Annotated in this window: 22 protein-coding genes; 8 read left to right on the top strand and 14 right to left on the bottom strand. The window is 61.0% G+C overall.

Translation table 11 applies throughout. From position 1 onward, the window contains the following. The first annotated feature begins 57 nt into the window (after positions 1-57). Complete coding sequence (locus BLT92_RS08875) at positions 58-1,263, top strand: acyl-CoA dehydrogenase family protein (RefSeq protein ID WP_092104954.1); 1,206 nt, start codon at positions 58-60, stop codon at positions 1,261-1,263. Positions 1,264-1,562: 299 nt separating this feature from the next. Further along, positions 1,563-3,197: an amidohydrolase gene (locus BLT92_RS08870; protein ID WP_092104951.1), complete on the top strand. Its 1,635-nt coding sequence runs from the start codon at positions 1,563-1,565 to the stop codon at positions 3,195-3,197. Between the two features lie 329 nt (positions 3,198-3,526). On the opposite strand, the gene BLT92_RS08860 is transcribed toward BLT92_RS08870, so the two are convergent. The 4 genes from BLT92_RS08860 to BLT92_RS08845 form a co-directional block, all read right to left on the bottom strand. Continuing rightward, complete coding sequence (locus BLT92_RS08860) at positions 3,527-4,993, bottom strand: hypothetical protein (RefSeq protein WP_172802578.1); 1,467 nt, start codon at positions 4,991-4,993, stop codon at positions 3,527-3,529. A gap of 13 nt (positions 4,994-5,006) precedes the next feature. Continuing rightward, entirely contained in the window at positions 5,007-5,354 is a 348-nt protein-coding gene (locus BLT92_RS08855; RefSeq protein WP_092104947.1) for a helix-turn-helix domain-containing protein, read from the bottom strand. Continuing rightward, positions 5,338-6,450 carry a tyrosine-type recombinase/integrase gene (locus BLT92_RS08850; protein WP_231939107.1) on the bottom strand — a complete coding sequence of 371 codons (1,113 nt, stop codon included), beginning with the start codon at positions 6,448-6,450 and terminating at the stop codon, positions 5,338-5,340. Before BLT92_RS08850 ends, BLT92_RS08855 begins: the two co-directional genes overlap by 17 nt. Before the next feature lie 321 nt (positions 6,451-6,771). Continuing rightward, on the bottom strand, positions 6,772-7,815 hold the full coding sequence (locus BLT92_RS08845; protein ID WP_092104945.1) for an acyltransferase family protein: 1,044 nt from the start codon (positions 7,813-7,815) through the stop codon (positions 6,772-6,774). 84 nt (positions 7,816-7,899) lie between these two features. Here BLT92_RS08845 and BLT92_RS08840 point away from each other — a divergent pair, with 84 nt between their 5' ends. Both BLT92_RS08840 and BLT92_RS08835 read left to right on the top strand, forming a co-directional pair. After that, on the top strand, positions 7,900-8,343 hold the full coding sequence (locus BLT92_RS08840; protein WP_231939106.1) for a MerR family transcriptional regulator: 444 nt from the start codon (positions 7,900-7,902) through the stop codon (positions 8,341-8,343). Between the two features lie 200 nt (positions 8,344-8,543). Next, complete coding sequence (locus BLT92_RS08835; protein ID WP_092104942.1) at positions 8,544-9,146, top strand: recombinase family protein; 603 nt, start codon at positions 8,544-8,546, stop codon at positions 9,144-9,146. Positions 9,147-9,277: 131 nt separating this feature from the next. Here the strand turns inward: BLT92_RS08835 and BLT92_RS08830 are convergent, their stop codons facing one another. The 7 genes from BLT92_RS08830 to arsB all read right to left on the bottom strand — a co-directional run bounded on the left by BLT92_RS08830 (position 9,278) and on the right by arsB (position 14,605). Then, positions 9,278-9,907, bottom strand: a complete 630-nt coding sequence (locus BLT92_RS08830; protein WP_092104940.1) for an arsenate reductase/protein-tyrosine-phosphatase family protein — start codon at positions 9,905-9,907, stop codon at positions 9,278-9,280. A gap of 183 nt (positions 9,908-10,090) precedes the next feature. Next, complete coding sequence (locus BLT92_RS20410; protein ID WP_157691397.1) at positions 10,091-10,267, bottom strand: hypothetical protein; 177 nt, start codon at positions 10,265-10,267, stop codon at positions 10,091-10,093. A 32-nt stretch (positions 10,268-10,299) separates the two neighbouring features. Further along, positions 10,300-11,637, bottom strand: coding sequence for an NAD(P)-binding domain-containing protein (locus BLT92_RS08825; RefSeq protein ID WP_092104938.1), 1,338 nt, complete (start codon positions 11,635-11,637; stop codon positions 10,300-10,302). Next, a complete protein-coding gene (gene trxB, locus BLT92_RS08820; protein ID WP_092103617.1) occupies positions 11,630-12,622 on the bottom strand; it encodes a thioredoxin-disulfide reductase in 993 nt (330 codons plus the stop codon). Before trxB ends, BLT92_RS08825 begins: the two co-directional genes overlap by 8 nt. Positions 12,623-12,632: 10 nt before the next feature. Further along, positions 12,633-13,055, bottom strand: coding sequence for an arsenate reductase ArsC (locus BLT92_RS08815; protein ID WP_092108793.1), 423 nt, complete (start codon positions 13,053-13,055; stop codon positions 12,633-12,635). A gap of 12 nt (positions 13,056-13,067) precedes the next feature. After that, the gene (locus BLT92_RS08810) at positions 13,068-13,505 is read right to left on the bottom strand and encodes an arsenate-mycothiol transferase ArsC (protein ID WP_092103615.1); all 438 of its coding nucleotides are present in this window, start codon (positions 13,503-13,505) and stop codon (positions 13,068-13,070) included. Continuing rightward, positions 13,502-14,605 (bottom strand): ACR3 family arsenite efflux transporter, encoded by a 1,104-nt coding sequence (arsB, locus tag BLT92_RS08805; RefSeq protein ID WP_092104936.1) that lies wholly within the window; start codon positions 14,603-14,605, stop codon positions 13,502-13,504. Before arsB ends, BLT92_RS08810 begins: the two co-directional genes overlap by 4 nt. Before the next feature lie 63 nt (positions 14,606-14,668). Between arsB and BLT92_RS08800 the strand changes: the two genes are divergently transcribed. The 4 genes from BLT92_RS08800 to BLT92_RS08785 all read left to right on the top strand — a co-directional run bounded on the left by BLT92_RS08800 (position 14,669) and on the right by BLT92_RS08785 (position 17,789). Beyond that, positions 14,669-15,040: an ArsR/SmtB family transcription factor gene (locus BLT92_RS08800; protein WP_092104933.1), complete on the top strand. Its 372-nt coding sequence runs from the start codon at positions 14,669-14,671 to the stop codon at positions 15,038-15,040. After that, positions 15,040-16,113 carry an ArsO family NAD(P)H-dependent flavin-containing monooxygenase gene (locus BLT92_RS08795; protein WP_231939105.1) on the top strand — a complete coding sequence of 358 codons (1,074 nt, stop codon included), beginning with the start codon at positions 15,040-15,042 and terminating at the stop codon, positions 16,111-16,113. Before BLT92_RS08800 ends, BLT92_RS08795 begins: the two co-directional genes overlap by 1 nt. Positions 16,114-16,539: 426 nt before the next feature. Next, positions 16,540-16,860 (top strand): ArsR/SmtB family transcription factor, encoded by a 321-nt coding sequence (locus BLT92_RS20405; RefSeq protein WP_157691396.1) that lies wholly within the window; start codon positions 16,540-16,542, stop codon positions 16,858-16,860. A gap of 332 nt (positions 16,861-17,192) precedes the next feature. After that, entirely contained in the window at positions 17,193-17,789 is a 597-nt protein-coding gene (locus BLT92_RS08785) for an arsenate reductase ArsC (RefSeq protein WP_331712248.1), read from the top strand. 694 nt (positions 17,790-18,483) lie between these two features. On the opposite strand, the gene pstB is transcribed toward BLT92_RS08785, so the two are convergent. The 3 genes from pstB to pstC are packed head-to-tail and all read right to left on the bottom strand — an operon-like array spanning position 18,484 to position 21,217. Next, positions 18,484-19,359: a phosphate ABC transporter ATP-binding protein PstB gene (gene pstB / locus BLT92_RS08775; protein WP_231939103.1), complete on the bottom strand. Its 876-nt coding sequence runs from the start codon at positions 19,357-19,359 to the stop codon at positions 18,484-18,486. Next, a complete protein-coding gene (gene pstA / locus BLT92_RS08770) occupies positions 19,356-20,261 on the bottom strand; it encodes a phosphate ABC transporter permease PstA (RefSeq protein ID WP_092104923.1) in 906 nt (301 codons plus the stop codon). Before pstA ends, pstB begins: the two co-directional genes overlap by 4 nt. Continuing rightward, entirely contained in the window at positions 20,261-21,217 is a 957-nt protein-coding gene (gene pstC, locus BLT92_RS08765) for a phosphate ABC transporter permease subunit PstC (protein ID WP_092104921.1), read from the bottom strand. The genes pstA and pstC overlap by 1 nt, the downstream gene beginning before the upstream one ends. Positions 21,218-21,225: the final 8 nt, after the last annotated feature.

Raw genomic sequence — 21,225 nt, 5'->3', positions numbered from 1 at the left:
TGCGACCGGCCGACCCCGACCCACTGGGCAACCCGACCCCGCAAGCAAGGAGACATGATGACCGACCGTGAGACCCACCTCGGCGAACTGGTTGAGAAATACCTCCCCGCCGAGGTGCTCGAACGCTTCCGCGAACGCGCCGGCGTCTACGACCGCGAGAACCGCTTCTTCGACGAAGACCTCGAGGACCTGAAGTCCCTGGGATACCTCACCCTGTTCGTGCCGGACGCCTACGGGGGTCCCGGGCTGAGCCTGCACGAGGTCTCGCGCCTCCAACAGCGATTGGCCTCGGCTGCCCCGGCTACGGCCCTGGCGATCAATATGCACCTCATGTGCACCGGCGTCGTCAAGGCTCTCAACGACCGCGGCGACGCCTCCCTGAACTGGGTGTTCGAGGAGGTGATGGCCGGGGAGATCTTCGCCTTCGGCATCTCCGAACCCTCCAACGATTGGGTGATGCAGGGGTCGAACACGGAAGCCGAACCGACCGCCGACGGCGGCTACCTGCTCACCGGCGTGAAGATCTTCACCTCGCTCTCACCGGTGTGGACGCAGCTCATCGTCCACGGAGCGATCACCCACGACGACGAGGGCATCGCCGGCCCCGATGCGGACGAACCCGCCGAAGGAGAATTGGTCTACGGCTTCATCGAACGCGGCGCCGAGGGCATCACGGTCTCCGACCACTGGGACGTCATGGGCATGCGGGCCTCCCAGTCGCGGGCGACGATTCTCGACCAGGTGCCCATGCGCCCCGAACGGGTCTCGCGAATCATCCCGGCAGGCAAGCACCCCGACCCGCTGACCTTCGCGATCACCAGCAACTTCCAGCTGCTCATCGCCTCCGTCTACGCGGGTGTGGCCGCCCGCGCACTCGAACTCGGTGCCGCTGGGCTGAAGAAGCGCAAGTCTGCGAAGGCCGGAGTCACCTTCGCCGAGGTGCCCGAGACTCGCGCACGTCTCGCCGACGCGCACCTCGACTACCTCGCAGTTCCTGCCATGCTCGATGCTTACACCAGGGACTTCGACGCCCTGATCGACCATGGTGCCGGCTGGCCGCTGCGCTTGGTGGGAGCGCGGATCAAGGCCTCCGATGCGGCCCGTCACGCGGCCGAGACCGCACTCATGTGTGCGGGCGGCGGAAGCTTCGACAACAGCCACGAACTTTCGCGCCTCTACCGGGATGCGACCGCCGGACTGTTCCACCCGCCGAGCGCCGACGCCGCCCGCCCCATGTACGCGGCGGCTCTGCTCGACGACTGAGGACGCCGGCCCGCTGTGGTTGTGGGGCGGGCGCGGGGCAGCACGGACCTGCACGTCGATCGCCAGGACGTGAGTGTCGGCGCGGGTGAGCAAGTGGGCGAGAACTTCGCTGGGGCCAACGGTTAGTCCGAATATGCCGTCGCCGGCGACGACATATTCGAGCTTGGCGTTGATCGAGGTGGGAACCTACGGGCCGAAGTGCTCGTTTGCGCGTCTCAGGGGCCAGGGAAGTGCGGCGCTGAGCGTCGTGACGTGACACCATAGCGGCAACGAACCCAGCTGCAGAGACGGAGCATCCAATGGAGGAGAGAACACCGACGATCGTGCGCGCAAACTCGATCGTTGCCCAGGAGGACACGCGGGCAGGCGCCGGGGACTCCGTGCCGTCGCCCGAACCTGAGGCGTTCGCGATCACCGGTGAGACCATCAGCGCGACCGGAACGCTGACTGAACTGCGCGACAGATTCCCCGGCGCAGAGGTGCTCGACTTCAGTGATTCGACCATCATCCCCGGTCTCAACGACGCCCACATCCACCTGGCCATGACCGCCGGTGATGCACTCCATCTCGACCTGTCCCATGAAGCGGTGGGAGACGTTCCCACCCTCTTGGACACGATCGCCGCCGAGGTGGGGGCAACCTCGGCGGGGGTATGGGTCAAGGGCAGCCGCTACGACGATGAGAAGACCGGGATCGTCCTCCGCGACGAACTCGACCGGATCGCGCCAGACACCCCGGTTCTCGTCAATCACGTTGCTGGGCACTGGGGAGTGGTGAATTCCGCCGGCCTGCGATTCCTCGGCATCGAGGAGTCCTCACCCGACCCGGGCGGCGGGCGCTATGACCGCTATTCCGATGGGCGGCTCAACGGGAAGCTCATCGAGCGGGCGCTGATGAACGTGCTGATGCCGGCCACCGCTCGCGGCGACCGGTTCATTCCCGGCGACACGGTCGAGGACCTGCAGCTCGGTGCCGCACGGACGATCGCGAAATGGAACGCCGCGGGCCTGACCTCGATCTGCGACGCGCTCATCAGCCCCCAGGACATCGGGATCCTCTCCGCCGTGCGCGCCGACGATGCGCTCAGCCTGCGCATCGGCATGCTCCTGTCCATCGACCACTATGACAAGGCCGCCGAACTCGGAGTCGGCAGCGGCTTCGGCGACGACAGGCTCAAACTCATCGGCGTCAAAGCCTTCCTCGACGGGGCGATCGGCGGGCGGACCTGCCTGCTCTCCGAACCCTTCACCGACCCGAACTATCAAGGTGTGCAGACGTCCTCGACCGAGGAGCTGCGGGCCAACGTCGAACGCGTCCACGCCGACGGCAACCGGATCGGCGTCCACGCCAACGGCGACGCCGCGATCAGGCTCGTCCTCGACGCCTTCGAAGACGTTGCTGCCCGGATCCCGCGCCCGGGCCTGCGGCACCGGATCGAACACTGCAGCCTCATCGACGACGACATCCTCGAGCGGATGACCCGCCTCGGCGTCATCGCGGTCCCCTTCGCCGGATACCCCGGCTACCACGGCGGGGCTCTGAACTCCTGGTACGGGGAGGAGCGGATGGAGAGGATGTTCGCCCACCGGGCGTTCCTCGACACGGGGGTCACGGTGGCAGGATCCTCGGACTATCCGTGCGGGCCGTACCAGCCGCTGTTCGGGCTGCAGTCGCTGGTGACGAGAACCGGAGTCGACGATGGGGTGACTGTCGGAGCCTCGCAGAAGGTCACGGCAGCCGAGGCGCTGTCGATCTTCACGCTCGGATCCGCCGAGGCCTCAGGGGAGGAGTCCTACAAGGGCAGACTGGCCCCGGGATACCTCGCCGACTTCACCGTCCTCGGAGACAACCCACTGACCATCGACCCGCACGGAATTGCGGACATCGACGTGCGCGCGACCTATGTCGGGGGCGACGAAGTGTACGCGGGCTAGGAGACTGCCGCATTCAATCTTTTCCGGCATCGACGAATTGGTTGCCACCGGCAGCACTGGGGGCTGCCGCCCTCTAGCTCCGCACCTAGTTGTCAGATATAATCGACATATGGTCATGGTTCGGCGGACGCAGGTATTCGAACGGTGGCTCAATGGTCTGAAAGACAAGAGCGGACGGTCAAGAATTCTGCTCCGACTTGATCGGCTCGCTCATGGCAACGCGGGGCCAGGCACAGGGTCTACTTCATGCAAAATGGCGACGAGTTGATACTTCTGCTTTGCGGCGGAGACAAGTCGAGTCAGAGCAAGGATATTGCCGGTAGTCGGCATTATTCGCTTAGGTCGAGTTCCTTGCACTCCCGGGTTCTCAACTCCGGGTATATTCCCCAGTCGGCTCGCGTGTTCGATGAGTGACGTAGCGCAGTGTTGACAGTCACTCCGGTGATATCCGCGACGATGCTCGCTGGCAGCACCTGCACGAGGTGATCGAGTCGGGCGCGTTTGATCTCTCGAGCGTGAAGCCCGTGCTTGGCCAAATTGAACCTGACGCTGGCATCGCTTAGGTGCTGTTGCGGCATAACGCCCTCGAATAGCCAGCCGGGCGGCGCTCCGGCATAAGGCGGGCGGTCGCACGTGTCGTCGAGGAAGCGCACAAGGAGTTCGGCGACCGGCGGAGGTAACACGACCGGGGTGCTGCCGAACTGAACCTTGACGTTTACGCCTGTTGACTGGACATCGTCGCGTCTCAGACGCACGGAGTCCCTGATCGGCTGGGCGAACACAAGAAGGAACAGCCCGATGATCCGACTCGACATCGGTGTTGAGTCATCCTGGAGGAGAACATCGACCTTCTCCCAGATGGCGTCCTCGGCGATGGTCGCCGGCGATGCTGTCGACTGGGCACGAGGCACGTCAAGGTGTTGGGTAATCCGGTGTCGGACCACCCAGGCAAGAAATCTTCCGATGATCAGGTTCGGGTCGTGGTGAGCGAGGTAACGATCGACGGCCACCTGGTTGAGCGTGGGGAGTTTCAAGTTGTTCTCACCGAGCCAAGCAAGGAAGGCGGCAATCTTGCGAAGCTCGGTGGTTCGGGCGTTGGCCACTCCCACGCTGATGGGGCTATCGAGCGGCCTGCGGCGCAGCTTCCGCAGTGTCTCCCAGTTAAAGAACCGGGTGATGATGACGCCGTGCTCAGCCGGGAGAGCTTCGATGAGCGCCCTACTTCGGAGCTCCAGATCGTTGAGTCGGACGTCGATCTCAGGCAGGGAACCGGCAGCGATCAGCGTTCGACGGAAGTATCGGATACGAGTCGACTGCCCTAGCTCGTTGAGGGTGTCGTGGCTAATGGATTTCGCGCCCCTCGCCATGGCTCGAAGCGTGCGATCAATCGGTTCGTGGCGGAGCCACCGGACTGCCGTACGTGGGTCCCTGGCGCTGAGGAGGTGATTGCGCAATGGCACGAGTAGCGGATGCACACAACCGTTGGCGTCAGCGAGGACATCGTCGAGCCGGTCCTCGAGGCGGCAGCGCCCGCAGTGCGATCCGGTCAGGTGTTCCTCGCTCCCGCATCGGTCGCATCCGAAACGCGACGGAACACCCGCGCACGCGGCACACACGATCTGGCCGTCACCTGAGCGGAAAGCCAGAACCTTCATCTGGGCGCACAGCGGGCAAGGTGCTGCGTTCCGGCACAAGCGGGAGTAGCAGGCGTTGCAGATGCGCTGTTCGAGGATCTCGTACCTGGCCTTGACGTCACGGCCACACGAGTCGCATCTACGCTTCGATCCAAGACTCATGCTGGCATTTCGCTCACTCTGGGGGGCGGCGGAGCTTCGCAGGGATTGGCCGCAGCGTGCCAATGGAAGGCCCAGAGCTGCGCGGCTCACCGACGGCACGAGGCACACGAGCCGTAGCAACCGGTGCGACCTCGATGAGGTCGTTGGGCGTGCAGTCGAGAATGCGGCACAGCGCGGCGAGGACTTCGATGTTGAGGCGCTCCGGCGTCTTCGAAACGAGACGGTAGATCTGCTCGCGAGACAGCTGCACGCCCTGCTCGCGAAGCGGTTCAATGAGGTCGGTGGTCTGGAACATCCCAGCGGCGGCCATCACCTGCCGCAGCTGCCAGGCGATTGGGCTGTGATCAGCGGTTGTCGGCATCATTTCCTCCGTAGATTCGGGCCAGTGCTCGGGTCACCATGCGGGTCTTGTAGTCATCGCCGAGCGAGGTGTAGATCGCGGTGGTGGACGCGTAGGCGTGGCCTACTTGATCTTGGACGAACTTCTCCGAGTACCCCCACTCGATCAGGTTGGTGACGTAGGTATGGCGAAGCGCATGCACGCTAAGCTCCGGTGGAAGACCCAGCTGGTCGCGGAGGTCCGCGAACCTCGAGTTGATGTAGCGGACACTGACTCGGCTTCTGCGCTCCGTGGGCCAGAGCATGCCTGGTTCGTCGGTGAATCGGGGCCGTGCGTGATCGACCCATTGCGCGAGCCCTTCGGTCACCCAGCCTAGCTCCGGGATGGTCAGGACCGATCGTCGGCGCGGCCCTGAGCCACGCGAGCCCTTGCCCCAACGAACCTCAACGGCACCGAATCGGCCGAACCGAGGAGTTGCGCCATTGGGGCGCAGGTCCGCGACATCGAGCCCGGCGACCTCGGCACGACGTAGCCCGTAGGCGTAGATGGTCTTGAAAATCTGAGCGTCCCGCAGTGCAGCAAGCGCACCCTTCCGCCCCTGTCTGAGGATGGTCTCGACCCGGGCGTCCGCGGCGACGAAGAACTGCTCGAGCTCGTCGTAGGTGAGCGCTCGGCGTTGCGCACGCCCTTCATAGTCGACGATGTGCGCGGCGGTATTCCACTCGTAGCAGATCTGCTGAGGCGCCTGACCGAAGCGACGCTCGCACTCGGACGCCCACTCGTAACGTCCGTCACACAAGTAGTCGCAGAAGAGACGAATGATTGCCTGGAACGCACGGATGGTCGACCGCGCCGCAGGGCGCGTTCCCGACTTCGCATTCGTCGTATAGTCCTCGACATCACCAACTGACCACTCCCACGGATAGCGCCCTGTGAATGCCTCGAATCGGCGGATCACGAGCACTCTGCTGTAAATCGTTGAAGCCGCAAGCCCTCGACTGGACTGCTGATCGCTCCAGCCCGCCAGCATCGCATCGTAGACAAACGGCTTCTCATCCAGCGGGCGCACGTTCCCAAGCAGCCGCAGAGCGGTCGCGCCGCCATGTCCAGAACTCACAACAATAGTATTGCATTCAATGCATCATTGATGCACCTATATGTGATACTGAAAGGAAAGGCAGGGACGGCGAGAAGCTCGGAAGAATTTCGTCGACGGGGCATTTAACGATGTCAGAAGCCGAACGTTAGCAAGCTCGCATGCGGGCTGACGTGATTGGCAAGCTTGCTGAGCGTGAAAGTGCTGGACAGGCTACTGCTGAAGAAGCGGACCTCAGGAAATAGTCCGATCTGACAGCTGTCGTAGTGGCGCCCGAGCGTCTTGCGCACCCCGGGAGCTCGGAGTCTCGACCGTGGAAGTCACTATCTGTGGACTCAGGAGTTACGACCCACGCCCGCCCTGAGACGCAGTTGGTGACGTCTGAGTGGCGACGGACCGACCGCCTCGGCGCACGGCTTGTGGCAGTAACCGCGCCGGAAAGCTGAAGAGAGCGTCGACGATCGTGACACTGCGCAGGGCGGCGAGCAGTGAACAAACCACAACCGATGCCAGGAAGCCGAGCACCGCTGCATAGGGCCCACTGAAGTTCGTATCCACCAAGCCTATGATGATGGGGACCTGGACGGCGAAGTGCGCCGTGTAGAAGATTACGCCGTGGCGGCCGACCCACTGCAGCGGCAGGAAGACCCGGTGGCCGGCGAACATAAGCGCAGCGGCCACGGCCGCACCGACCGTCGGGACGGAGACATAGACGAAGACGAACGGATTGGCCTCCGGGTTCGTGGACAAGCCGGCGACGTTCCGGTTGACCCATCCCGCTGCCAGGAAGCAGAAGAGGACAATGGCGCGGTCCCACGAAAATCCCGGCTTCTCCTCGGCAAAGGCTCGGCCGCAGGCGGCGCCGGCGAAGAACCATACGGCGTAGATGCCCAGTCGCATTGGTTGACTGCCCTCCTCGGCGACGATTCCGAGGACGATGAATGCCGTCAGGGCAACAGCGAGCATCGCTATCGGCGGCATCCATCGCAGTACCAGGGCGACGGCGAAGTACACCATGAGGTAGAACATGAACCACAGATAGTTGTGCGGTCCCCAGTCAGTGAGTCTGAGCAGGCTAAGGTCGGGGGCCTGCACGAGAGCGATGAGCTGCCAGACGAGATATGGCCAGACGAGATTCGTCCACTTGCCCCAGATGTACGGCCCGACCGGCTTTTCCAGGGCGCGGGGAAGGAGCAGGCCAGAGAGGAAGAAGAGTGTCGGCATGCGTAGGCCTTGCAAGGCGACGGAAGTCTCCCAGATCGGTCCGTGTTGCACGCGCTGATCGTCGCCGATGACTAGGGCATGCCAGACCATGACGAGGAGGATGGCGACCCCTCGCAGGGCGTCGATCCATAGTGCTCGCGGGGGCGGGGTGTTTCCGGGCATGAAGTCCTCTCGCCGGCGGGAGTCGCGGTTGTAGCCACATGGGTCTCTAAAGAAGCGAGGGGCAACGCGCAGAGCACCTTCTGCATGGCCAAATACACTACCAACAATGACGTTACGGTAGGGTTGATGCAAATTGCGAGCACAGAGACGGGGACTAACGTGCACATCGGTGAGATGGCAGAGAAGTCAGGGCTATCCTCACAAACCCTGCGACGCTACGAAGACATGGGCCTGCTTCCGCCGACCGTTAGAACCGAGGGCGGATTTCGGGTCTATACCGACGACGACTTGCAGCGCCTGATGACAGTCCGGCAAATGAAGGCCTTGAATTACTCGACCACCGAAATGGGTGAAATGCTCACTCTCCTCGAGACTGTCGACAGCGACGCAGCCGAGGACCAGCGAAGCCAAGCACGGCTGCAACTGCTCGCGCTAATCGACGATGCCACCACCAAGCGAAACAAACTCGCCCGGCAGATAGAGCGCGCCGACGAGTTCCTCAGCATCCTCCGCACACGACTTACTTAAAGTCCAGCACCACGGTCTGAGTGACACACCCCAGCTCAGGGTGTCTCGGAAATCTATAGTTTACTAAGACTGCCGATCGGTTTGGCCGTGGTAAACTTTGCGGTCCGAGCTCAAGGGGCAAGGCATGTTTCGATAACCCGTCTCGACGGATAATGTCTTACCGAGGTGACTTTTCGGTATTTGTGAGTCATTTTTGAAGTATGAGGCTTCTGGGATACACGAGAGGCAGTACCGCCGGTCAGGATGCGCAGCTCCAGCTCGATGCACTCGTTGGTGCCGGAGTCCAGAAACGGGACGTGTTCTCTGATGTGACTTCCGGCAGTAAGACGGCGAAACAACGACCGGGAATGAAACGGTTATTCGATTATGCCGAACATGGTGACACCGTCGTCGTGTGGCGCATCGATCGCCTCGGCCGCTCACTCCTCGACGTTCTGGCAACCGTGAACCATCTCCGCGACCGGGGAGTGAAGATCAGTTCTATCTCAGACAATATTGATCCCGAGACGTCATCGGGTCGGATGATGCTAGGAATGCTCGCCACTCTGGCTGAGTATGAACGTGAGCTCATCACCGAACGTGTCAACGCAGGCATCGTCGCAGCCAAGCTCAACGGCGCCAAGTTCGGGCGGCCGCCGCTCGACCCGGACGAGATCGCTGAGATGCTCGCGATTGCCGAGGATGCCCGAGCGAAAGGTCGAACCGCTGAAGATGCAGCACGCTTGGTGGGCTGGTCGAGAGCGACCTTGTACCGACACCGCCAGGCCTCCGGCACTCACGCCATCTTGGCTGAGCCAGGGTGAGGTGGACGGGCGAGAGAAGCGGCGAATACTTCAAGCCTTCATTGAACGGCTCAGCATTGCCCGGCGGCCAATGAGCGTTGCCACTCTCCACCGCATCTCAGCTAAAGAAGCATATCGGTTGGGGACATGCACTAGTTCTGAATTTCGGTCCAGAGTGCACGAACATGGACATCGATGGCGTCGACGATCTCGCGAACGGCATCGCTGTCTTCTTCAGATGGGTCAGAGAGCTCCCAGTCATGGTAGTGCTTGCCCGGATAGAGAGGGCACGCATCGCCACATCCCATAGTGATCACATAGTCGGCAGCACGGACGACGTCGTCGGTCAGTGGTTTCGGGAATGCCCCGCCGAGGTCGATTCCTCGCCTATGGAGTTCGGTAACGACAAGTGGGTGAACCTCAGCACCGGGCAATGATCCGGCAGAACGCACCTCGACTTCGGTGCCGCCATAGTGGGCCAAAAGGGCACTGGCGATTTGTGACCGGCCAACATTGTGGACGCAAACGAAGAGGACTTGAGGAACGAGTTTCTCGATCCTTCCGTCCGCTAGCGCCAGTGCACGTAGGCGACTGGCAGCAAAGCGTTCGGCCAGGATGACAAGGTACTCGCGCACCGTCGCCGTTCGCGACAAGGCTGTATAGGACTCATAGACACATCGCTCTATGGTCTCGGCGGAGAATATTCCGTCATATTTGCGGGCGAGATCATCGACGGCATGCTGGAGGACGTGGGTATCAAGCAGCGGGGCACCGATAGGCATGTCCGGGTCCTTTCAAGGGTGCAAAGTGGATTTTTCAAGGCGCGAGGTTCTGGGCCGACGGTGGGATCAGTGCCATGACGTACTGATCGTTTCGTGAAATGCCATGATGCTTTTGGTTGTCTGCCTGGCGTCGTCGAGGAGGTAACGACACCGGGCAAACGGTTGCCAATGGGTGTACGGGAGTTACCGTCGGTGGCTGCGAGGTTGCCAGCCGGGAGGATTGCCCGGCGACGTCACGCGTGGCGTGCAGTTGCAGTCAGGCATCTGTACTTCGACGCTGAGATTGATCGTCAGCGGGGAGCCGTCGACGGGGTTCGACACGGTGATCTGCTTCTCGATAAGCTGGGGGGTCTCAGACATATCAGCCTCTCTCGGTGGTGGAATTCGTGTGGTCAGCAGCACGAGGAAGTGGGTGCGGCGCCGATGGCCACTGGTTGCGGCATGGCTGGTGCATCGCAGGATCCTCCCAGGTCGGTGGTGCACACCCCTGTTTCGGGAAGGTTGAGGTGGACATCGTCGGCCGCAGCGCGGTCACCGGCAAGAGCAGCGGCGATGGAGCGGACCTGTTCATAGCCGGTGGCCATGAGGAACGTGGGTGCTCGCCCGTAGCTCTTCATTCCGACAATGTAGAAGCCTGCGTCGGGGTGGGCCAGCTGTCGCTCGCCATGGGGTGCGACACTGCCGCAGGAGTGGAACTCCGGATCGATGAGCGGCCCCAGCTGACTGGGTGCCTCAACGGCGGGATCGAGGTCGAGTCGCAACTCGCTGAGGATAGACAGATCCGGGCGGAATCCGGTGGCCGGCACGAGCACGTCAACGTCAAGTTGACTATCCCCGTCCCTGCCTGTGGCCGAAATATTCAGGTGGTTGTCGGAACTGTCGAAGCCGGTGATGACGAACGACGTATGGACATTGATTCCGCCGGATTCGACGAGTGATCGCAGACGCGATCCGAGTGCTCCGCGAGCAGCGAGATCGTCATTGTCTTCTCCGCCGTAGACGTGGGAGACATCGGCAGAGCGCACAGCCCAGCTGATACGTGTCGTGGGTTCTTCTCGTGCCAAGTCGGCCAGCTCGAGCAGGGTGTTCGCTGCGGAATGTCCGGCACCGACGACGAGGACGTGGCGGCCGGCGAACCGGTCTCTATCGATACCGACCACAGCCGGCAAAGGGGTGACGATGAGGTCACGGGCCACGGCCTCGACCTCACCAGGTGCTGGAAGGCCGGAGCGCCCCAGCGGGTTCGGCTGTTCCCAGGTGCCCGATGCATCGATGACGCTGTGGGCGAGAAGGTCTTCGCTGCTACCGTCGGAGTCGGTGACTCGGACGAGGAACGGGGTGGCGTCCCGGTCGGCGCTGCGGGTTTTATCGATTCCTTCTCTCGACACGGCTACGACCCGCGAACCGGTCTTGACCGTATCGCCGAGGGCCGTGGCCAGTGGGGTGAGATAGTCCTCGATGAGTTCGTGGCCGGTTGGTAGGGCGTCGGGATCGGGTGATTGCCAGCCTGTGGTGGCGAGTAGCCTTTCGGCGGCGGAATCGATGTTGTACCGCCAGGGAGAGAACAAGCGGGTGTGACCCCATTGCCGGATAGCGGCGCCGATGGTGTCGCCGGCTTCGAGAACCAGAGGGGCGAGTCCGCGTTCACGGATGTGGGCGGCGGCGGCTAGACCAACGGGTCCTGCTCCGATGATGACAACCGGCAGTTCCTGGGTGGTGGTCTCATGCATGGGATATCTCCTCAAGGACGGGTGTTGCTGGGGTGTAGGTGGCCAGGAAGCGTTCGGCATCGAGTGCTGCCGCGCATCCGGTGCCGGCCGCGGTGATGGCTTGGCGGTAGCGGTGGTCAACGGCATCTCCGCATGCGAATACGCCGGGAAGGTTCGTCATAGTCGTGGGTGCATCGACGAGGATATAGCCCTCAGCATCGAGGTCGAGCTGGCCCCTGACCAGGTCGGTGCGAGGCAGGTGGCCGATGGCGACGAAGACACCAGTGGCTTCTATCTGGCTGGTGGCTCCGGTGACCGAGTCGGTTACGGTCACGCCAGTGACTTTCTCGCCTCCGTCGAGGCTGGTGATGTGACTGTTGTAGACGAAGCGAATCTTCTCATTCGCCTGTGCTCTCTCGGCCATGATCTTTGAGGCCCGCAAGGTCTCGCGTCGGACGACAATTGTGACTGTTCGGGCGAATCGTGTCAGGAACAGCGCTTCTTCCATCGCTGAGTCTCCGCCGCCGACGACGATGAGGTGTTGGTCGCGGAAGAAGAATCCGTCGCAGGTCGCGCACCAAGACAAGCCGTGGCCGGTGAGTCTCTTCTCTTCTGGAAGTCCCAGTTCTTTGTACGCGGATCCGGTCGCGACGATGACGGCTGGGCTGTTGTAGGCCGCACCCGTCAGGGTGGTGACTGTCTTGATGTCTCCTGTGAGGTCGACTGCCGAGGCATCGTCGTATTCGATGCGGGCACCGAACCTGCGAGCCTGTTCGCTGAGGTCCATCATCAGGTCCGGGCCTTGGACGCCGGAGGGGAAGCCGGGGAAGTTCTCGACATCGGTCGTTGTCATCAAGGCTCCACCGTGGGTGACCGACCCGGCGATGACCCGCGGGTTCAGTCCCGCGCGGGCGGCGTAGATGGCTGCGGTGTATCCGGCTGGTCCGGACCCGATGATGATGAGGTCATCGGTTGTACCGGCATCAGTGCTGGGGGTGTATGTCATGGGTTGGGCCTTAGTTCGATGGGGTCGCCGCCGGCGACAGCTCGGAGATGAGTTGCTGAATTCGGCTCTTGATGTCGTCGCGGATAGGACGAACTGCGTCGATTCCCTGGCCTGCAGGATCGTCGAGCTGCCAGTCTTCGTAGCGTTTTCCGGGGAAGATGGGGCAGGCGTCACCACAGCCCATGGTGATGACGACGTCGGATTCCTTCACCGCGTCGGTAGTGAGGATCTTCGGGGCGGAACCGGTGATATCAATACCGTCTTCGGCCATGGCTTGAACCGCGATGGGGTTAATGCTCTCGGCCGGTTCTGAACCTGCCGAGAGCACCTCGATTTGTCCGTGAGACAACGCTTCGAGGTATCCGGCTGCCATTTGCGAGCGGCCTGCGTTGTGGACGCAGACGAAGAGGACGGTGGGGGTGGTTTCAGTCATCAGCGATTCCAATCAAGAATTTTTGAGTAGCTCGGTCATCAGGGTGCGGATGTGGTCGTCGATATCGTCGCGGACAAGTCGCATGCGCTCGATACCGTCGATTCCTCGTTCGGAGGGCTCGTCGGTCTTCCACGTTTCGATCGGTGCTCTCATGCCCGCGACTGGCTCGACATGAGCGTCGGTTCCGAGGACGATGACACGATCGACGTGCGCCAGCAGGTCTGGATCAATGGGTTTGGGAGAGTCGTGAGTCATGTCTGCGCCCACCTCCGCAATCGCCTCGGCGGAGAGAGCATTGAGGCTGGTTCCGGGTGTGGTTCCAGCCGAATGCACCTCGATGGTTTGTCCTGCGTGGTGTCGCATCAAGGCCGCAGCCATCTGCGATTTGCCACCGTTTTTGACGCAGACGAAGAGAACACTGGGTGTGGTGCTTGTCGATGATTCAGTCATGGTCGAGCTCCATTGGCATGAGTTGGGACAGTGGGGTCATTGGGAAAGAGTTTCCGTCCGGCCCACAGGGCGACGTAGACGAGTCCGACGAGGACGGGGACTTCGATGAGTGGACCGACGACTCCGGCCAAGGCTTGGCCAGAGGTGACGCCGAAGGTGCCGATGGCCACGGCGATGGCCAGTTCGAAGTTATTGCCCGAGGCAGTGAAAGCCACAGTCGTCGATTTCGCATAGTTCAGCCCCGCAGCCCGAGACACCAACAGGCTGACGCTGAACATGAGGACGAAGTACAACAGCAAGGGCACCGCGATGCGAACGACGTCGATGGGCTGAGAAATGATCGCCTCTCCTTGGAAGGAGAACAGCAAAACGATGGTGAACAGCAGACCATAGAGGGCCCAGGGCCCGATCTTGGGCAAGAACTTCTCTTCATACCATTGCCGACCTTTAGCCTTCTCGCCGAATGTCCGGGTGAGGAACCCTGCCAGGAGAGGGATTCCGAGGAAGACGAGGACGGAGAGGACGATGGCCCAGACCGAGAAATCTGCCGATGTTGTCGGCAATCCCAACCATGAGGGCAGGACTTGAAGGTAGAACCAACCGAGCGCCCCAAAGGCGACGACCTGGAACACGGAATTGATGGCCACGAGTACCGCGGCGGCCTCGCGATCACCGCACGCGAGATCGTTCCAGATGAAGACCATGGCAATACACCGGGCAAGGCCGACAATGATCAGGCCAGTGCGAAACTCAGGCAGATCAGCCAAGAAGATCCAAGCCAGGGCGAACATGAACGCCGGACCGGCAACCCAGTTCAATACCAGTGACAAGACGAGTAGTTTCCGATCACCAGTTACTCGCTGAGTCTCGTCGTAGCGGACTTTTGCCAGCACGGGATACATCATGACCAACAGGCCGATAGCAATCGGCAGTGACACCTCGCCGATTTTCACCGCTTCAAGCGCAGTATTGAGGCCCGGGACGAAGTTCCCCAAAAGCAGGCCAACGGCCATGGCCAAGAGAATCCAGACCGGCAACCACCGGTCAAGGAAAGACATCTCCTTCAACACGGGTGTCGAGTCTGTTGTGGTGGTAGTCATCCAAACCTCTTCATATTGATGTGCATCTAAGGGAAGACTATAAGCATACATCGATGTTCGTCAATGTATGATGGTGTCATGACTATTGCAATTGACGACACGAAGGTCTTCGACGCCTCGGCGGAAGAGTGCTGCTCATTGGCTGCAGCTCCTATTGAGGTGGCAGGAGCCGAACGGATGGCGATGAAGCTCAAAGCGCTGGCGGATCCGATGCGCCTGCGGGTAATGTCGCATGTGGCTGCGCAAGGGTGTCAGTCAGTGTGCGCGTGCGATCTCATCGATGTTCTCGACATCAGTCAGCCGACGATCAGTCATCATCTTAAGAAGCTCGTCGAAGCAGGTCTTCTGACTCGGGAGCAGCGCGGAAAGTGGGCCCATTACACGGTAGTTCGCGAGGCCTTCACTGAATTGCGACAATTCCTGACCCTGAACTGATGCACCTCGGCACCTCCACATCGATGCGGAATGTTGATGTTGTCGTCGTCGGCGGCGGGCAATCGGGACTGGCTGTTGGATACTATCTGCGGCGGGCAGGTCTTTCCTTTGTCATCCTCGACCAGCAGCACCAACCCGGTGGTGCTTGGCAACATGTTTGGCCCTCACTGCGACTGTTCTCTCCGGCTCAGTATTCATCATTGCCGGGCCGAATGATGCCTCCGGCACACGGTGAGAATCCTGATGCTGGACACGTCATCGACTACTTAGCCGACTATGAGAAGCGCTACGGCCTGCCGGTTGAACGTCCCGTCGAGGTCATGCACGTCCTTCCAAACCGGACAGGGTTTAAGGTCCTCACCGATTCAGGCGAATGGGAGGCCTCGGCAGTCGTCAATGCGACGGGCACATGGTCGCAACCATTTTGGCCACGCGTGCCGGGCCAGGAGACTTTTCACGGAACCCAGATCCACAGCGCTGCCTACCGTGGCCCCGAACCGTTCGACTCCCAATCAGTACTGGTCGTCGGCGGCGCCAATTCCGGAGCACAGATCGCGGCCGACCTTGTTGACTCTGCCAAGGTCACTTGGTGTCTGCGGGGCGAGCCGCACTACCTTCCCGATGACGTGGACGGGCGTGAGCTTTTCCGAGTCGCCACCCGTCAAGTGCAGGCGAAAGCGGCTGGTGAAGCAGATCCTGGCGGAGTGGCCAACCTGGGCGACATCGTCGTCGTGCCACCGGTCAAAGACGCTCGCGATGCCGGCCTGTTGGTCGCGTCCCCAATGTTTAATCGCTTCCTCCCCGATGCTGTGGCCTGGCCTGATGAGAGTAGGCGGCATATTGATTCTGTGATCTGGTGCACTGGATTCCGTCCAGCTCTGCGCCATCTGCGCGACCTCGATCTTCGTGAACGCGACGGCACCATCACATTGACCGGTACTACGGCGACTCACTATCCGGGACTATATTTTGTGGGCTACGGCGACTGGACCGGACCGGGGTCCGCCACCCTCATCGGCGTCGGCGCCACAGCAAAAGCCACCGTCGCCGCCATCGCGGATACCGTGTGCTGATCCGTCATGCAGGTACCGAAAGTGTGCTACCGCGTTCGTAATGAACCTGACCGTATTGGCGGTTTCGTCGATCGGCACAATCGTGTCGGTGTTGTCCAAAGTGTCGCCCCTGTTCTCCGACAACGGAAGCGCACTGCTCAACGATCTATAGGTCGCCCTTCTCGGAGATGTCGCCAGCGTGCTTTCGGTCGCTACAGCGCCGGGCGCTTCCGTTTGCAAGCACGACTGCGCAGAGAGTCTATTCCCTGTTCGAGACCGGAGTTCCATAACGTCTCGCTTGCTCAAGTCTGGGCTCACAGCGCCGGCGTTGATGTTTCACTCGATCCGCGTCGAAGACTGCAGATCTTTAGCTGTCATGTCGGTGCTCGGGGTCGATGTCCGTGCCGTAGACGAGTATCTTGGCACCGCACCGATACTCTTGGTCATGTGAACGAACCCCGGACCACCGACCCTGCCGTGTCAGGCGTGCCGCTGCCGCGATCGACGGCGGAGGAACTTGCCCAGACACTGCGCGCGGTCGCGGACCCAACTCGTCTCCAGCTCTTGAGCTTGATTCTGGGTGCAGAAGAAGGGCGAGCCACGGTGGGTCAGCTCGCGGAGGTACTTGGCGTCTCTCAACCGACAATCACTCATCATGTCAAAATCCTCGTGGAAGACGGACTACTTATGCGCGAACGCGAGAAGAAATACATCTGGCTATCCGTTGCTTCGGAACGCCGAGCAGCCCTCGAAGATCTCCTACGATGACCCCGCGCCTAGGACGGCCCTTAGAGCCCAATGAGGCGAAAGAGCGTGCGCGTCAAGCCGCCGTTCTCGGAGACCCACTGGCACTGCGTGTCCTCAGCACGATTGCCTCCGGCGACGATCCGTCACACCTGTCCGAGGAATTACGCGCATCAGGTCGAGAAGTGGAGGCTTCCCTCGCGGCACTCAGATCGGTTGGTATGCTGAGCCTTGGGCCAACAGGTGACGCTCTGACAGCGGAGGCCTGGGTACGGTACGGGCGGCTTCTAACCAGCTGGAGGTCCGCATCCGACATCGACGATGCTGCGCCTGTTGAACCATTACCAGAATCGATCGTGCACGTCGCTAGAGACCTGGCCTACCGGTTCAGTTCCACTTTCAATGAGCAGACGGTGGTTCGCTATGTGCTGGAGAGTTATCAACTGCTCAACGCTCGCGCGAAGACTCGTGCGCACCTTCCGGCGCTCACAGCACGCTATGCAGCAGATCGGCTCGATGCGCTGGCCTCGGCCCGTGGCATAGTGCTGCGAGGGACTCCGGAGGTGCTCTTCGTCTGTGTGCGCAATGCGAGCCGCTCACAGATTGCAGCTGCATATTTGAGTCATCTTGCAGGATCGAGCGTGCATGTCCGCACGGCTGGCTCTTCGCCGGACGAGCAAATCAATCCACGCGTCATCGCTTCACTGCGAGAGGCAGGCATCCCACTGCCTGATGAGTACCCTAAGCCGCTCACGGATGAAGTCGTTCGCGCCGCCGACTACGTCATCACCATGGGATGCGGGGACGCTTGCCCCGTGTACCCCGGCCGTCGATACATGGACTGGAGCCTCGACGACCCGACACACCTTGACGAAGCTGGACTTCGAAGGGTTCGAGACGACATCCGATCCCGAGTCGAGCAACTCATTGAAGAGATGGGCCTAAACCACTGATCGCGACGTATCAACAGCGCCTGTGTCGTCAGCTTCTCCTGAGGTCATCACTAACGGAGGCATCGCCTGTGGCAGGGCTGGGCGACGAGTTTTGGGCATCACATGACTACCCGCATGCCGCCGTATCCCGGGCCTATCCCTCTTGATTGAATGCACTCTGCCCGGGGCTGTCGATGACGAGTGCCGACTTCGCCAGAAGATTCAGGAACACCAGTTCTGCCGTGATTCGATGGCGCGACTCGACTGGGCACGAGGTCAGTGGTTGCATTGAGTCGGCCAATGTACCTCGGAGATTGGCTAAGCCGTCGTCCTTCGTTACCGGGTGCGCTCGGCAGTGTCTGCAGGAGACGCTGCAATCGATCAGCGGTGAGTGGCAGCACGACGATGGCACGGGCTCCCAAGCGAAAAGCCTGTCGAATCAGTTCGTCGTCTGTGCCAGGAGCGATTCCGAGAAAAACACTGCGCTGACGGATCGAAGCAGCCAGCTCGACGGCAATAGTCACTGCTTCAGCAGGGAGGTCGGAAGAGACAATCAGCATGGTGTCGGGCTCGCGGGCGAGACCGGCGAGGGCATCTGTGACGCGTGTGCATAGGGTGACGCTTGCCCCGATGTATCGGAACTCTGCCGCGGCTGCCCGCACTGCTTCGTTGTTTCCCAGGACAAACAGGCGACGTTGCCCATAAACGACCTGGCTCACCCAAACCTACCTGAGATGTAGTCCTCGGTGCGCTTGTCTTTCGGATTCTCGAATATCTCTGCCGTTCGGTCGAACTCCACCAATACGCCGGTGCGATTTCCCGTCGTCTCTTCGGCGTGTGCGGTGAAGAATGCTGTGCGATCGGCGACTCGAGCCGCCTGCTGCATGTTATGAGTGACGATCACGATGGTGAAGTCTTCTCGTAGTTCATGCATGAGGTCTTCGATTCGCATGGTCGCGATGGGATCGAGTGCCGAGCACGGCTCGTCCATGAGGATCACTTCGGGCTTGACCGCAATGGTTCGTGCAATGCACATGCGCTGCTGCTGTCCACCTGATAGTCCGAAGGCGGGGGCCTTGAGCTTATCTTTGACCTCGCTCCACAGCGCCGCCTTAGTGAGGGATTCCTCGACCAGGTCATCCATTGAGCTCACCGACATTCCAGTGACTCGGGGGCCGTAGGCGATGTTGTCGTAGATTGACTTCGGGAACGGATTGGGCTTTTGGAATACCATGCCGATGCGCCGTCTGACCTCAATAGGGTCGACTCCCTTGGCATAGATGTTCTGACCCATGAAGTTCACTGTTCCCTCAACGCGTGCGCCGTCGATCAAATCGTTCATTCGATTCAGGGATCGCAGCAGTGTCGACTTTCCGCAGCCGGATGGTCCGATCAGCGCGGTTATTTCATTCCGGTTGAACTCGAGATCTACTTCCGTCACAGCACGGAACGCTCCGTAGTAGACATCGAGGTCTTCGCAACCGAGGAGTTGGTTTGATACGGGAGGAAGGTTTCCATGGTTTGCAGCGTGAAAGTGTGGGCGCGGCTCGGGCGACGAGCTGGACTGAGTAGTCATGTCACTCATGGTCACCACCTTTTCTGGTAGGCGTTGCGGATATAGATGGCTAAAGCGTTCATGAGAAGAAGGACAATCAGCAGGAGAACACTGGTGGCCGCGGCGAGCTGATGGAATCCTTCCTGTGGCCTTCCGGTCCAGTTGAATATCTGGATCGGAAGCGTGGTGTAGCCGCTGAGCAGCCCATTGGGGTCGAATGTGATGTATACCAGTGCCCCAAGGACGAGGAGTGGAGCTGCCTCTCCGAGTGCACGGGAGAGTGCGAGAATCGAGCCGGTGGCAATCGATGGGACCGATGCAGGTAGCACTTGACGCCACACTGTCTGCCATGGTGTCGCTCCCAGCGCCAGTGACGCGTCACGGATCTCTCGAGGCACCGCGCGCAGGCCTTCCCTGGTAGCCATGATCACCACGGGGAGAATGAGGAGTGACAGCGCGAGAGCACCGCCGATGACGATGTTCTTGTTGTCGACCTGCAACATAGCGAGAAACCCCAACGCCAGGAGGCCATAGATGATCGACGGTACGGCAGCGAGGTTCTGGACGTTGAGCTCGATCAGACGGTTCAGCCAGTTGTGTTTGTCTGCGAACTCTTCGAGGTGGACGGCGGCAGCGATTCCCAATGGAAGAGTGAGCACTGCAGTAGTGATGATGACCCAAACAGAGCCCAGGATAGCCGGTCGTGCGCCGGCTTCTTCGGGCCGTGAAGACGGGTACTCCGTCACCAAGTCCGAACTCAGCACCGGGAGCCCTTCGACCAGGATCGTCACCAGGAGCGTGACGAGGACACTGAAGGCAACCAGGAGCGATAACCACAGCAACCCGAGGAAGATCAGCGGGCGCGGCGCCCGCTCGGCATTTCCTCCCAACTTCAGAGGGCGAATGTCGCTTTCTGAGGTTCGGTTGTCAGCCTTCATCAGTAGACCTCTCGATATCGTCGAACGAATCCGATACTGATGGCGTTGATCAGCATGGTGAGGAGGAACAGCAGCAGCCCCACGGCGAATAGAGTGTTGTACTCAAGACTTCCCACACGGGAGTCTCCGAGCGCGGCATTCGCGATGAAACCGGTCATTGTCTGTCCTTGGTCCAATGGGCTAGCGACGATCTGCGCCTGATTTCCCGCCGCGATCGCGACGATCATCGTTTCGCCGACTGCTCGTGAAATACCGAGCACGACGGCGGCGACGATTCCCGACAGGGCAGCCGGGAACACGACACGCAGGGAAGTCTGCATGCGGTTGGCTCCAAGTGCTGCGCTGCCTTGGCGCAATGCGCTCGGTACCGAGGACATCGCATCCTCTGCTAGCGAAGCGATGGTAGGCACGATCATGACTCCCATGACCAGTCCTGCGGACAGGACGCTAAAGGCCTGTGTAGGTAGTCCCAACCATTCTCGTAGAACGGTTGTTTGAACGAATTGCAGTGCAAAGAACCCGTAGACGACCGTTGGCACGCCCGCGAGGATCTCGAGCATCGGCTTGAGGATCTTGCGAAGACGCGGGTGAGCGTACTCTGACAACAGAATCGCGGCCCCGAGACCAAGGGGTACGGCAACGATCAGCGCAATCATTGTCGTCCAGAGCGTAGCGGTGATGAGTGGAACGACGCCGAATGATGCCTGGGCGAAGCGGGGAGCCCATCGCGTGCCGAAGAGGAATTCTATGATGGAGACTTCGCTGAAGAACGAGATCGACGGTATGACGAGCGCGATGAGTATTCCAACGGTCGTGGCGATGGTGAGAATCGCGGCTAACCGCAGTACGAGTTTGATCACCGATTCGGACCATCGGCGGCGCGCGGTAAAGAGGACGGGGGCCTCGCCGTCCGACCTTGTGGTCGGGCGGCGAGTACCGGCTGAGGTGATAGTCATAGTTATGC

This window comes from Brevibacterium picturae, assembly GCF_900105045.1.
GTDB classification, from domain to species: domain Bacteria; phylum Actinomycetota; class Actinomycetes; order Actinomycetales; family Brevibacteriaceae; genus Brevibacterium; species Brevibacterium picturae.
Note: the sequence above shows the minus strand (reverse complement) of the source record. Positions and strands in the feature narration are given on the sequence as shown.

What these genes read in the sequence shown, in the direction of transcription:
- BLT92_RS08870 (WP_092104951.1), top strand. Translation starts at nt 1,563, where the DNA reads ATGGAGGAGAGAACACCGACGATCGTGCGCGCAAACTCGATCGTTGCC.
- BLT92_RS08840 (WP_231939106.1), top strand. Translation starts at nt 7,900, where the DNA reads ATGGCCAAATACACTACCAACAATGACGTTACGGTAGGGTTGATGCAA.
- BLT92_RS08835 (WP_092104942.1), top strand. Translation starts at nt 8,544, where the DNA reads ATGAGGCTTCTGGGATACACGAGAGGCAGTACCGCCGGTCAGGATGCG.
- BLT92_RS08860 (WP_172802578.1), bottom strand. Translation starts at nt 4,993, where the DNA reads ATGAGTCTTGGATCGAAGCGTAGATGCGACTCGTGTGGCCGTGACGTC.
- BLT92_RS08815 (WP_092108793.1), bottom strand. Translation starts at nt 13,055, where the DNA reads ATGACTGAAACCACCCCCACCGTCCTCTTCGTCTGCGTCCACAACGCA.
- BLT92_RS08830 (WP_092104940.1), bottom strand. Translation starts at nt 9,907, where the DNA reads ATGCCTATCGGTGCCCCGCTGCTTGATACCCACGTCCTCCAGCATGCC.
- trxB (WP_092103617.1), bottom strand. Translation starts at nt 12,622, where the DNA reads ATGACATACACCCCCAGCACTGATGCCGGTACAACCGATGACCTCATC.
- BLT92_RS08875 (WP_092104954.1), top strand. Translation starts at nt 58, where the DNA reads ATGACCGACCGTGAGACCCACCTCGGCGAACTGGTTGAGAAATACCTC.
- BLT92_RS08800 (WP_092104933.1), top strand. Translation starts at nt 14,669, where the DNA reads ATGTATGATGGTGTCATGACTATTGCAATTGACGACACGAAGGTCTTC.
- BLT92_RS08825 (WP_092104938.1), bottom strand. Translation starts at nt 11,637, where the DNA reads ATGCATGAGACCACCACCCAGGAACTGCCGGTTGTCATCATCGGAGCA.
- BLT92_RS08795 (WP_231939105.1), top strand. Translation starts at nt 15,040, where the DNA reads ATGCACCTCGGCACCTCCACATCGATGCGGAATGTTGATGTTGTCGTC.
- BLT92_RS08855 (WP_092104947.1), bottom strand. Translation starts at nt 5,354, where the DNA reads ATGCCGACAACCGCTGATCACAGCCCAATCGCCTGGCAGCTGCGGCAG.
- pstA (WP_092104923.1), bottom strand. Translation starts at nt 20,261, where the DNA reads ATGAAGGCTGACAACCGAACCTCAGAAAGCGACATTCGCCCTCTGAAG.
- arsB (WP_092104936.1), bottom strand. Translation starts at nt 14,605, where the DNA reads ATGACTACCACCACAACAGACTCGACACCCGTGTTGAAGGAGATGTCT.
- BLT92_RS20410 (WP_157691397.1), bottom strand. Translation starts at nt 10,267, where the DNA reads ATGTCTGAGACCCCCCAGCTTATCGAGAAGCAGATCACCGTGTCGAAC.
- BLT92_RS08810 (WP_092103615.1), bottom strand. Translation starts at nt 13,505, where the DNA reads ATGACTGAATCATCGACAAGCACCACACCCAGTGTTCTCTTCGTCTGC.
- pstC (WP_092104921.1), bottom strand. Translation starts at nt 21,217, where the DNA reads ATGACTATCACCTCAGCCGGTACTCGCCGCCCGACCACAAGGTCGGAC.
- BLT92_RS08845 (WP_092104945.1), bottom strand. Translation starts at nt 7,815, where the DNA reads ATGCCCGGAAACACCCCGCCCCCGCGAGCACTATGGATCGACGCCCTG.